The organism is Paenibacillus sp. FSL R7-0163, assembly GCF_037969975.1.
GTDB classification, from domain to species: domain Bacteria; phylum Bacillota; class Bacilli; order Paenibacillales; family Paenibacillaceae; genus Paenibacillus_AQ; species Paenibacillus_AQ odorifer.
The window spans coordinates 5,082,681-5,095,203 of record NZ_CP150224.1 but is presented as its reverse complement, the minus strand read 5'-3'; the positions used below and the strand labels follow the sequence as shown (position 1 = coordinate 5,095,203).

12 protein-coding genes are annotated in these 12,523 nt (G+C 43.2%); 8 read left to right on the top strand and 4 right to left on the bottom strand.

The window, feature by feature from the left end:
* Positions 1-167 precede the first annotated feature (167 nt).
* A complete protein-coding gene (locus NST45_RS22495; protein WP_036676580.1) occupies positions 168-1,646 on the top strand; it encodes a potassium/proton antiporter in 1,479 nt (492 codons plus the stop codon).
* A 187-nt stretch (positions 1,647-1,833) separates the two neighbouring features.
* Complete coding sequence (locus NST45_RS22490; protein ID WP_036676579.1) at positions 1,834-2,289, top strand: Dps family protein; 456 nt, start codon at positions 1,834-1,836, stop codon at positions 2,287-2,289.
* A gap of 94 nt (positions 2,290-2,383) precedes the next feature.
* Here the strand turns inward: NST45_RS22490 and NST45_RS22485 are convergent, their stop codons facing one another.
* Together NST45_RS22485 and NST45_RS22480 are read right to left on the bottom strand one after the other, a co-directional pair.
* Positions 2,384-3,088 carry an AIM24 family protein gene (locus NST45_RS22485; RefSeq protein ID WP_036676578.1) on the bottom strand — a complete coding sequence of 235 codons (705 nt, stop codon included), beginning with the start codon at positions 3,086-3,088 and terminating at the stop codon, positions 2,384-2,386.
* A gap of 49 nt (positions 3,089-3,137) precedes the next feature.
* Positions 3,138-3,605 carry a hypothetical protein gene (locus tag NST45_RS22480; protein WP_076104226.1) on the bottom strand — a complete coding sequence of 156 codons (468 nt, stop codon included), beginning with the start codon at positions 3,603-3,605 and terminating at the stop codon, positions 3,138-3,140.
* A gap of 225 nt (positions 3,606-3,830) precedes the next feature.
* On the opposite strand from NST45_RS22480, the gene NST45_RS22475 reads away from it, so the two are divergent.
* From NST45_RS22475 to modB, 5 genes are all read left to right on the top strand, one after another.
* Positions 3,831-4,517 (top strand): M50 family metallopeptidase, encoded by a 687-nt coding sequence (locus NST45_RS22475; protein ID WP_036676576.1) that lies wholly within the window; start codon positions 3,831-3,833, stop codon positions 4,515-4,517.
* A 191-nt stretch (positions 4,518-4,708) separates the two neighbouring features.
* Entirely contained in the window at positions 4,709-5,395 is a 687-nt protein-coding gene (locus NST45_RS22470) for a hypothetical protein (protein ID WP_038568908.1), read from the top strand.
* Between the two features lie 199 nt (positions 5,396-5,594).
* Positions 5,595-6,560, top strand: coding sequence for a WYL domain-containing protein (locus NST45_RS22465; RefSeq protein ID WP_036676573.1), 966 nt, complete (start codon positions 5,595-5,597; stop codon positions 6,558-6,560).
* Positions 6,561-7,114: 554 nt separating this feature from the next.
* Positions 7,115-7,903, top strand: a complete 789-nt coding sequence (modA, locus tag NST45_RS22460; RefSeq protein WP_036676571.1) for a molybdate ABC transporter substrate-binding protein — start codon at positions 7,115-7,117, stop codon at positions 7,901-7,903.
* A gap of 40 nt (positions 7,904-7,943) precedes the next feature.
* Complete coding sequence (modB, locus tag NST45_RS22455) at positions 7,944-8,600, top strand: molybdate ABC transporter permease subunit (protein ID WP_172628881.1); 657 nt, start codon at positions 7,944-7,946, stop codon at positions 8,598-8,600.
* Between the two features lie 378 nt (positions 8,601-8,978).
* On the opposite strand, the gene NST45_RS22450 is transcribed toward modB, so the two are convergent.
* Positions 8,979-9,974, bottom strand: coding sequence for a helix-turn-helix transcriptional regulator (locus tag NST45_RS22450; RefSeq protein WP_038568912.1), 996 nt, complete (start codon positions 9,972-9,974; stop codon positions 8,979-8,981).
* A gap of 66 nt (positions 9,975-10,040) precedes the next feature.
* Positions 10,041-10,676, bottom strand: coding sequence for a polysaccharide deacetylase family protein (locus NST45_RS22445; protein ID WP_305953520.1), 636 nt, complete (start codon positions 10,674-10,676; stop codon positions 10,041-10,043).
* 394 nt (positions 10,677-11,070) lie between these two features.
* Here NST45_RS22445 and dgt point away from each other — a divergent pair, with 394 nt between their 5' ends.
* A complete protein-coding gene (dgt, locus tag NST45_RS22440) occupies positions 11,071-12,480 on the top strand; it encodes a dGTP triphosphohydrolase (protein WP_038568916.1) in 1,410 nt (469 codons plus the stop codon).
* Positions 12,481-12,523 lie beyond the last annotated feature (43 nt).

The following is a 12,523-nucleotide window of genomic DNA, read 5'->3' as shown; positions in this document are numbered from 1 at the left end:
ACGAGCAGGGTAGGAAGGAATTATTTTAAGTATAAGCCCCAGCGGATGAAATCTTCAATCCTGCTTATATTATTCAATGTCTCAAAAGGATGTGGATAAGGGTAATAACGTACATAAATAAGGAAGCTTATATTTTAAGCTAGAAGAGAAAGGGAAGTGAATAAACGGTGACCCAACTTGCAGATAATATCATATTATTGCTGGCAGCTCTCTTACTTGTAGGTGTGTTTTCCACCAAATTCTCCACTAAATTTGGAATGCCAGCGCTAGTGCTTTTCCTTGCTGCGGGGATGGTACTGAGTCAATTTATCTTTTTTAACAATGCTTCCTTAACACAAATGGCCGGGATTTTTGCGCTGGTTGTTATCCTGTTCGAAGGTGGGATGCAGACCAGTATTAAGGATATCAAGCCTATTATTCGGCCGGCATTATCCTTATCTACGGTAGGCGTATTGTTAACGACAGCTATCGTTGGGGTGTTCGCTAAGCTGATTCTTGAGGTGTCATGGGCGGAAAGTTTTCTGTTCGGAGCTATTGTGGGTTCGACTGATGCGGCTGCGGTCTTTTCGGTATTAGGCGGTAAGAATATTGACAAACGACTGACCTCGACACTCGAAGCGGAATCAGGCAGCAACGATCCTATGGCGGTGTTTTTGACAGTATCGCTGATCGAATGGATTCAGCATCCGGATATGGCGATATGGGGACTTGTGCTGTCCTTTATATGGGAGATGGCAGTTGGTTTGGTGATAGGGATTGTACTTGGCAAAATCGCAGTATACCTTATCAATCGAATTAACCTGGATTCCACGGGGCTTTACCCGGTATTGGCGATTGGATTTGCTGTCCTAACCTACGGGTTATCTGCACTCGTTCATAGCAGCGGCTTGCTGGCTGTCTATGTAATGGGTCTTACCCTTGGCAATTCTGAGCTAATGTATCATCGAACAATTATGAATTTTAGTCATGGCTTCGCTTGGATGATGCAAATATTTATGTTTATATTGCTGGGTCTACTGGTATTTCCACAGGAGCTGGCGGAGGTGGCTTGGCAAGGTATATTGCTGTCCGTCATTCTGATGGTTGTGGCAAGGCCCATTGGTGTGTTTATAAGCTTGCTCTTTTCCAAATTCTCTATTCGTGAAAAAACACTGATTTCCTGGGCAGGCCTGCGCGGAGCCGTTCCAATTGTACTGGCAACCTATCCGCTGCTAGCCAATCTTCCCCACGGACGACTGTTCTTCAATGTGGTGTTCTTCGTCGTGCTGACCTCAGCAGTGATTCAAGGAACAAGCATTTCACCGCTGGCTTCCCGGTTGAAGCTGGTGGGGCAAGAGGATTCAGCACAGCCATCACTGATGGAGCTGGTCGCCCTTGGCAAGACAGATTCCGAGTTCAACCACATAGGAATTGAACCTTACATGCCCATTGCCGGGCAGAAAATCTCCGATATTGGACTGCCAGATGATATCTTATTTACTGCTATTATCCGGAATAAAAGCATTGTCACCCCCCATGGCAGTACCGTCATTGAGCCAGGGGATACTGTATATGTCTTAAGTCCAAAGAGCAAACGCGATGAGATGAGGGCTTTTTTCCGGAGTCAGAAAGGGAAGACGGCGGAGGAAAATATATCTTTGATTTAAGTTTAGAAAGAGGCTGTTATCCAGAGTGTGACAGAGATAATAGGCGGTATAACAAAAGTTATGCTAGAATCGGCAACATGTAAATCTTCAAAGTGGTTGCAAAAAGCAAAAGGATGTGTTAAATTGTATATAGATTTAGAACGAGTCTAAATACAGTATAATAAATTAACCATAGGAGGTTTTATTAATGAGTACACAACTAAAGAGCCAAACTGAACTGCACGCTGCTTTGAACCGCCAGACCGCGAACTGGTTCCTGCTTGGGGTAAAGCTTCATCATTATCACTGGTATGTTAGCGGATCCCAATTCTTCACGCTGCATGAGAAGTTTGAAGAACTCTACAATGAAGCTGCTGGTTATGCAGATGATTTGGCTGAGCGCCTGCTTGCTATTGGTGGACAACCTGCCTCCTCTATGAAACAATATTTGGAGCTTTCCGATTTACAGGAAGCTCGTGGTGGCGAAGATGCCAAGGGTATGGTAATGGAGCTGGTTAGAGACTTTACGACTGTCTCTAAAGAACTGCAAGCTGCGATTGCTACTGCAGAAGAACTGGCTGATCAACCTACTGCGGATCTGCTGATTGGTATTAGAAGCAGCATTGAGAAACATGCATGGATGTTGAATGCTTTTATCGCCTAAGACAACAGTCTTATAAAGGATAGAACCACAAAGAGCGCCTGCGTATAGGATACGCATGGCGCTCTTTGTTTTGTTGTTTTACTGCTGAACACAACTATTTAATAAACACACCCCCGAAGGGGACTACCTCGCGTAGAAATCGTTTAACAATTCCATCATCGTTATTATCTCTTTCGAATCGGCGGTTCTGACGTCCTGCCTGAAACAGCACAGGCCCGTGACCTGTCATCTTCCAGTGATAGCTCATATGCTGGCTAGCCAAATGGTTGCCGTAAACGGTGAGCTCCAGCTTGGCATTCTCAGGGTAGGCAATAATGCTGCCTGCATCGACATAAAGGGGGTTGGTCGGATGCAGTACAGCTTCACAGACCGTACCCTCCGTCAGTATGCCAATCATGCCATTGCCCGAGAATTTCACCTTTACAATATCCCGTGTAACGAGCACATTTTTCATGCTTAGCACCCGGGTCTCCAGCGAAATACCTATACTGTAGAAGAAGAGATGCTTAAAGTCGTACAGCAGATCGCTTTTACCATCGAGCTGCAGGATTTTTATGCGATAGCCTGGCGGAAGGGCGGCAACGAAATGGCAAGGACCTGCCATATCGGAACGAATCAACTTTCGCTTGCGGTATATGCCCTTTACATCCATAAATCTGTCCGCTCGTCCTGAGGAAGGACCTTGATAAGCGATAATTTGTTGTGGATGGAGTACATGAACCTCTTCCTTCTCCTGAAGGGAGAAGGCTACGGCTTGTCCGCTTCCACTGTCGCTTTCATCTTGGATATCGATGTTCATAGTTCATCTCCCTCATGCTGTGACTGTGATCTTCAATGAATACGTAAGACTAACGCAGACGATCGCCTTTTCGAGAACGGTAAAGCATGCTGAAACGAATAAAACGGATCAGTATAAAATAACCTAGGATTAGTCCAATCCCTGTAAAAATAGTCACTTTGATTTTATGATAATATTCTTCGCGTGCCGTCCGGTCATTTTTTAATTCATCAACCATCTGCGTCAGTTGGCGATTCTGCTCTTGTAGGCTTTCGTTCTGTATCCGGTAAGCTTCCATCTCCTGCGTGGTATTCGCGAGCTTATCCTTTGCCTGCTGAAGCTCTTCAGCAGTTTGCTGAAAACCTTCCTTTAATTCATTCACTTCGTTTGGCAGCTCGGAGAAATTTTTAACTCCATTATAGATATCACTGAATATATTAGCTTTTGCTACAGGAGCTGGCAGGCATACAGTAAGCGTCAGCAAGAACAGGAGCGAATATAACAGCTGTAGATATGCTCGGGATTTATGTTGCTTCATCTATATAATCACCACCCAATTTAGGCTTGTAGTTCTTTTATTTTAACACAGCTTGACAGCTTCTGACAGCGTACGCCATGGGACTGGCAATGCTTATAATGAAAGTAATTTTTACCTCCTTAAGGTTTTCGTTTACTCATTATTAAACACGATCAGTCCGTGATTATCTCGATTGAGAAGAGGTACTATTTATCGTATACTTTGGACGAAAGGGGCTGCTGTCGATTGAACAAATGGCTTAAAACAATATTGCTTCTGATCGGATCTGCTTTTTTGACTAGATTGATCCCATTTTCATCTTTGTTTCGGAATTTAGACACGATGATTCATGAATTTGGTCATGCTCTGATGACCTTACTACTGTCGGGTAGTGTGCTGAGGATTGAATTATACGCAGATCATAGCGGTGTAACCTATTCAGCCATTCAAGAAGGGGGCAAGGCAATATTAGTTTCCCTCTCGGGTTATTTGCTAGCCTCCTTATTTGCACTTCTGCTCTTCTATTTATATAGTAAGGGACGCCATGATTGGGGCCTTATCTTAGCTACGGGTGTGGCGTTGATTATGCTCCTGCTATACGTACGAGGAAGCTTTGGCATGATGTGGTTGGGCGGATTTATTGCGTTAAATATTCTAATGCTGGTGGTTTGGAAGAAGGCCAGCAAATATTATTATTTGTTATTGGCCTTTTTAACCTTGGAGGAGTCTGTAATGGGAAGTTTATTTCTGGTATACGCGGCTGCTGTATCACCGTCCCGTGCAGGAGATGCCAGCAATCTGGCAAGAATGACTCCCGTACCGGCTATATTTTGGGCCACACTGTTTTTTATATTTTCTCTGTTGTGTGCCAAATGGGCACTGGGACTATTTTTCAAGCGAGAGCGAGTGCAGACTAAATTAGGGAGTCGATGAGAAAAAAAACATAAAATTTTCGTCATAAAAAGACAAAAGGGGTTGTTTTTACAAGAGTCAGTCTACTAAGCATGTAGAATGACTCTTTTTTTGTCGATAATATAGAACCGAACATACATTCCATGACATGGAGTTGTCCGCCATTATTGGTACATTAATAGAAGACCCAAAAAAAGAAAGAGGTGGAAATAATGATAGAAAGTATTCATCCCGTATTCACATGGAGTCAAAATCGTATTTTTGCAGGCGGCAATCGTAATGTTATCTTGCTTGTCGAATGGAAAGGGAATATGCCTTCAGAGCACAGCCGACCCAGCAGTTATAAAGTGGTTGCACGTGAAATCGAACTGCGGGTTTGGCTTGAACCCCATGTAACTTTTAAGCGCTCGTATGGGTGTGAGTTTGAAGTCGGTGAAGGCAGTTCGCTACTTCTTAAGCTTGGCAAAATAAAAACGGGGCAACGAAAGTTTATTGCACTGGAATTCAATATCTCTACTACTATTGCAGGTAGATATGAAGCTCTTTCCTTACAGTGGAAATATAAAAAGCCAACCGTAGAGCGTGTTCAAGAGCTTCCAGTAAAGGTTCTTGAGCTAGAATACACTCATCATACTCAGGTTCTGAATGAAACCTGCTGCTTTCATGTAGAGAAACATCTGGAATTGTTAAAAACAGCTGAAACGATTGAGGAGGCAACCACGTTGCAAAATGAAGGACAACATAGTCAAGCTCATGAAATGCTCTGCCGTCACGCAGATAAATTACTATTACTAGCCGTACGTTCTGGAGATCCTTTACTACTTAAAGAGGCCGAAATGTTGTATAAACAGATTGGATTCGAGTATCAGAAGCGGGGTAAAACTGCTACTGGAAATTGATATAGGACATACAACTAGAAGATGCATATTGACGAAAAAAGACCTATACATAAATTTGTTTTGTCAGCGGGTTCGGCGGAAAATAATCAGAAGAATTGTAATATAAAATGTGGTAACATAGTAAAAAAGTTCTATCACACTATTACTTTTTTTCATAAAATAATGGGTCTATTTAACCATAAATCAAGGGGAACTGAATATGACAGACCGATTAATCCGACTGATGCGCATTATTACACTTGTTCAAGCCAAGCCAGGGATATTAGCCCGTGAATTGGCGGAACGCTGCGGCAACAGCGAGAGAACGATATACCGGGATATGGACGCGCTTAGCGCCATGCATATTCCTATAACCCACCTTGGACATGGAAAAGGCTATGCTTTTATTGGCAATTTTGCACTTTATCCTTTGGATTGGTCGGAAGAAGAGGCGGCTGCGTTTTCGCAATTACGCTATATTATGGAAGATATTAAACCCGTTCTGCCTATCGATTTTGAAGGCGCTTATGAAAAAGTAGTCGCAGCTGAATACAAGCGAAAGGCAGAGCGGGAAGAAACGATAGAACGTGCAAGAAGAGAAGCAGGTACAAGCTGGTTGGAAAGAAGCGGTGCACAGATGGAGCATCAATCTTTTTTGACACCTATTTTGGAGTCTTTATTAAAGCAGAGGAGTATTCAAGCGAATTATTGCGAGAATGCGGTGGAGGAGAAGGAAATAACCATCGATCCTTATTGTTTAGTCCCACTGGAAAATCGTTTTCATCTCATTGGATTTTGCCATCATCAGGGTGTTATTCGTACATATCATATCAACGATTTTTCAAACGTAAAGCCATTAAACCGCTGCTTCTCAAAGGAATCATTTGATTTGCAAGCTTTTATGAAGCAAAAATGGTCACTTGACCGCGATAGTTTGCAGGTAGAGTTTAAAGTGAAATTTTCGGAGCGAATCATGGAAGGGCTAAAGAAAGAGGATTTGCCCTATAAGCCGAATAAAGTAGACCGTCAAGCTCGGTGTTGTTATTTTAAAGTCGCATTGGAACAAGATATTGCATTTGTCCGCTGGATTAAGCGATTTGAAGAGGATGCGGAAATTATAGAGCCGTTTTATTATCGTGAAGTGCTCAGGCAGCAGTTGGAGAAATGGATATCGCAATATAAATAAGATGGATTCTCACCTTCAAATGAAATATTCGTTTACATATATTGTTACAAATCAAAAATTATAGAATATTTCTCTTGTTTGGTGAGTCTTTTTATAATACCGCATACATTTAATAACATAATTGCAATTTAGAGGTTTATTTTTATCCTCGAATTTGACCTTTGTTCAATTTTATACAGAAGAGGGCTATTCTCTAGATCCATTTGATTCTTAAAAATGAATATATTAATCCGGGTGAGCTTCTTGGGGGAGTGGATTATCCATTATGTTGAATGTACTTGGCTTTAACCTGGTGGGTGACGGTCAACATGATGTGCTTGGCCCACAGATGAAGAATTAATATCATTCGTGAAATAGGTGTCTTTGCAGCCCTATTTAGGGGAGTCAGAGGCATCTTTTTTGTGTGCAAAAAGCCAAAATCATCATTATATATTGTCTAATTATAACAATATATAACTAAACATATCTAAACATATCTGTAGTTATAGAAAAACGAAAAAGTGTATGCTAGAATAGCATCTAAATATATACATACGAAATTGGGAGGAATGGAAATGTTTAAGAAATGGACACTCTCCGTGATGGGGATATTGGCAATCGTTCTGGTTGTGAATTTATCTGCAGGTCCAGGGAGAGAGGTGCAAGCAGCCACCAAGAAGACTGAAATTATTGTTTCCGCTGCGGCTAGTTTGCAGGATAGCCTGGATAAGATTGCCCTCCTTTATGAAAAGAAACATCCCGATATTGATTTGGTTTTTAATTATGCAGCATCCGGTACTCTGCAAAAGCAGATTGAGCAAGGGGCTCCGGCGGACCTGTTCTTCTCTGCAGGTGATAAACAGATGAATGCACTGGTGGAAGGTGGACTTATCTCCGATCATAAGGTTCTGCTTAAGAATCAATTGGTTGTAGTCGTACCCTCAGATTCAAAGGTTAAATTAACAACGATTACTCAGCTTACGGATAAAGCTTTTAAGAAGGTGGCAGTGGGACAGCCTGAATCTGTACCAGCGGGTCAGTATGCTCAGCAATCATTGACAGCGAAAAAGGTCTGGGATCCGCTGCAAAGCAAACTCGTATTTGCCAAGGATGTGCGTCAGGTTCTCTCTTATGTAGAAACAGGAAATGCCGATGCCGGTTTTGTCTATAAGACAGATGCGCTTACTTCAAAGAAAACTAAAATCGCTTTGACGGTCGGTCCACATGTACACAAAGCTATTAATTATCCGGCAGGCATCGTGAAGAGCTCGAAGAATCAAAAGGCAGCTAAGGAGTTGTATAGTTACCTTCAAAGCAAGGAAGCTAATGATATCTTTGTAAGTTATGGCTTCCTGCTTCCTTAAATAGAAATTACGAGTAGAAGCGGGTGGAATAAGGTTGGAAATAAATTGGACTGATTTCTTCGCCCCGGTATGGCTTTCCGTAAAAATATCTGTGATTACAAGCATTATTGTATTCATTTTGGCAACAGCTGCTGCGAAGGCTATGGCGGGCCGGAAGTTTCCCGGTCACAGCTTGGTAGAGACTATAATGCTGCTTCCGCTCGTATTGCCGCCGACGGTCGTAGGATTTGTGCTTTTAGTTATTTTAGGCCGACGAAGCTGGATCGGCAGATGGTATGAACAGATGACGGAGCAGACGATCCTGTTCACATGGGGGGCAGCTGTTATCGCCGCTGTAGTCGTAGCTTTTCCACTCGTATATCGCACAGTGAAGGCGGGTTTCGAAGGGATAGAAGCAGATCTTGAAGATGCGGCGCGGGCACAAGGGGCAAGTGAACTGCAGGTACTGCGTTATGTCACGCTGCCGCTTGCGGGCCGGTCGCTGGCAGCCGGTTATGTTCTTGGTTTTGCCCGCGGTCTTGGGGAGTTTGGCGCTACCATCATGGTAGCTGGCAATATTCCGGGCCGCACGCAAACCTTACCCACAGCGATCTATGTTGCGGTAGATGGAGGCAATATGACCCTCGCATGGATGTGGGTATGTTCAATTATTGTTATTTCAGCCGCTATGCTGATGTTTGTGAATCGGCGTTCTTAAAAAAACACCAGACAGCGATTCTCCGGTTATTGGAGAGTTGCTGCCTGGTGTTTTTGGTTTGAAGCGGGTGGTTTGAGCAGATGCTGGGCAAGTGAACCCGGCAACTTTGATGTCAGCTTCTAGCGCCGTCGGATTTTGATGGAGTCTGTGAGTTAACTGCATTCTATACAGTTATTCCGTCTGCATAAGGAATCGTTCTAACTTTAATTGTATTCTATACAACTAAAACTAGAAAAGTCGCCTATGGGGTAGTAAATCAAGAGAAATAGGTGTACCAAATACAGTTATATCTAATTTGCGAGTTATTCGAAGTAATATAGTTGTACGAAATACAGTTAAACGCTTCTGCATAATGCTCCCGTCTTCTGCTGTGACCCATTAAGTCTCATAAATTATCGTCCCTGTTTCCGTGAGATCATATCCGTGAATGGACCCAAGCTCACTCTGGAAGGCTGGTGAACGCAAAATATCAATCACGGCAGCAATCCATTGCTCATGATCCGGTTTTTTAATCATCACCAGATCGTAGCACTCCTGAATCATAGGAACGAAATCAACACCGTCGACAATCTTAGCGGCTTTCTCGGTGCCGATGGCTACATCTGCTTCTCCCCGGGCCACTTTACCGGCAACTGCCAAATGGCTGTTCTCCTCGTTCTCATAGCCTGATAGGCTGGCTGCTGGAATGCCATGCAATCGAAGCTGTTCATCCAATAATACGCGTGCACCTGAACCTCGTTCTCTATTGATCAGCGTGAGTCCGTTCTGCTCTAAGTGAGACCATTCATGAATACCCCTGGGATTCCCTTTTTGTACATAAAAACCTGCACTTCGGGTAAGTAGGCGAACTACAACATAAGAGCATCCTACGAGTATTTTTCGGATATAGGGTAGGTTGTATTCTCCAGTATCCCCGTCGAGCAGATGTGTGCTGACAATGTCCGACTCCCCTTTATACATGGCTATCAGGCTATCAAGACTCCCGGCATAAGAACGAAGAGGGCGTTCAGGCAGAGCCCGTTCCAAATAGGTAGCTAGAATATCCAGTGACATATCCTGACCTGTAATCACCAAGCTGTGTCCTACAGCTTTAAGGTGGGGAGATTGTGCTGGCATTTGAGCTGGATTTGTACCGGAAAAGGCCAAGGGTATTGCTGGTGGAGTCTGGGCCATTATAGTAGTAGGATTAGCGGTGGACGCCCCACTCCGTGTATTTTGTTTGTAGGTTTCCAAATCGGATTGATCCACGCGCATTTGTTTTCCTACACGGTAGGAGGGGAGCTCCCCTTTTTTAATTAGATCATATACTTTTAATTTTGATATTTTTAATAAGCGGGCAATTTCCTCTGTCGTATAGGATGTATTATCGGACATGACAAAAGCCTCCAGAACTTCATATTAGGACAAGACTACCCTATTTTGAAGTCCTGTGCAATTAGCCTATTGTTGTTTACCCGCCTGCTGTGTACTGGATAATTTGATCAACTCAGAGACAGTTACAAATCGAAAGCCTTTCTTTTCTAATTCCGGCAAAATAATTTTAAGAGCTTCTCTAGTTTGTGACTGCCCGTGCACATGATCATGAAACAGAACGATGTCCCCATTACGTGCATTTCGAATGACCTTGTTCGAAATACTGTATACGCCTGGGCGATTCCAGTCACGAGTATCTTGATGCCAGGACCATAATATTGGCTTCAAGCCCATATTGTTAGACAGATCAACTAAGGTCTCGTCATACATGCCGCCTGGTGGTCTGAACAGTGAACTATGTTTACCGGAGACTTTTATAATCTCTTCTTCGGTCAATCTTAGCTCCTGCTCAAATTGTGCTTCATTAATAGGTTTTTTAAAATAAACGTGATTGTAGGTATGGTTAGCTAATTCATGCCCCTCAGCAATAACTCGTTTCGCTACCTCTGGATAGGCTGCAATTCTTTTTCCTATCGCAAAAAAGGTGCATTTCGCATGATATTGATTCAATACCTTTAAGATTTGATCGGTTTCAGAAGGGTCAGGACCGTCGTCGAACGTCAATGCAATCACTTTTTGGTTAGTATGTACTTCCCAAATCATGTCTCCTCTTTTTTCGTAGTAGTCGCGGTTTTTGCTTGGACTACCTAGAGCAGAGTTCGTGAAGCATAAAAAGAATGCAAGGGTGATCAACATAATTTTGCTGCAAGTTTTCATCATTTCACCTGTTTTTTTATTTTAGAGTGCTCCTTTTGGGGGTCGGTATATTCATAGTTTCAGTTTTGTATAGGCAACCAGTCTTTTTTCGTGCTCATTCTTCTTTCTACTATATCTTCATGTACAGGTTATGAGATTCATTTTGGCTTCTGACGATTACATAGTTATCCACGTGACCGTCTATAATTAAATTAGCGTTTGTATTTTGATGTGAAAATTGTTATGAAAATGCCTTATAATGAAGTACTATATACAGACATTTGGTTAGGGTGGTGGGAACATGACACTTATTGAAAAAAGAGAACACCGGCAGTATCCGGAGATTACCCGCCTAGAAACGTCGAGAGCTGCTTATGAGCGTGATTATTCACGCCTGATTCATTCGCCTACTTTTCGGAGGCTGCAAGGTAAATCACAAGTATTCGGGGCTGGGACGGGTGATTATTACCGCACGCGTCTGACTCATTCACTTGAAGTTGCACAGATTGCTCGTGAGGCGGCGAAAAGTCTGCTGCGATCGTATCCAGAAGTGGAAACCACCAAGGCGGAGAATCCGGGTCTTGTTATAGATCCAGAGGTAGTGGAATGCGCAGCTATCGCTCATGATTTTGGCCATCCTCCCTTTGGACATAAAGGGGAAGAAGTGCTGGATAATATTTTGGAACAGCTTATTGAAAAGAAAACTAACGAAGCTGCGCTGCAATCAGGCGCAACGGGTGTGGATCGCCTGCTGATCCATGAGCAGATGAAGCAACGTTATGAGCATTTCGAAGGCAATGCCCACAATTATAGGCTGATTATGTTTCTGGAGAAGCGTGAGAATATTGATGGGCTAAATCTGTCAGATGCTGTGCTGCTAGGCATAAATAAGTATCCTTTTCCCGGCACCTCGCTGAAGAAGGGGATGTACCTTCACGAATGGGGATATATTTCGGAGATCCGCAAAGAGTGGGGAATACCGGCAGGTAAGAAAACGTTAGAGGCTCAGCTTATGGACCTTTGTGACGATATCGCTTATTCTGCACATGATCTGGAGGATGGGATTAAAGCCGGAAAGATTGAAGTGCATGAACACTTTATGCATGATTCTTATATCCAGCGGTTAATCGTAGAGAAAATCACCACGCTCGAGGATTTCTTCTGGAAGGGCTGGGAAGAGGAAGGCATTCGCGCGAAGGTCGAGGAAGTGCTCAGTTCATTTCTTCGGGTTTGGAAGGAAAAAATGCCAACCTGCGAAAATGACTATTCCCGCACTCGACGTGAAGTTAAGGCTTATTGGGTAAGTACCTTTGTCGCCAGCTTGGGAGTGATCCAAGATGGAGACTGGAAGAAGGTCACCTTTATAAAGGAAGGAAAAGAAGACGAAGATATGCTGCGGACCGTAAGTGTGCTGAAAAGCTTCGCGTGGGTTACTATGATCCGTGATTTGCGTGTGCAGCGGCTGCAGAAACGTAGTGAGTGGATTTTGCGCCGTCTATGGGGAGCATTTTTGGATCCACAGACCTCTAAAGCCATTATTCCATCGGATTGGCTGCAGCGATTTGAGAAAGATCAGAAGCAGGCAAAACCGATTTGGACTTGGGAGCATATGGTGATTGATTATATCGCAGGGATGACTGATGCTTTTGCAGAGAAAATATATAATGAGCTGTACGGACTGAAAGTCGGCTCGATTTATGATTTGGATTAGAGGCTCTTAGACAAGTAGTCCCTGCTGTTCATTTAGGATGATC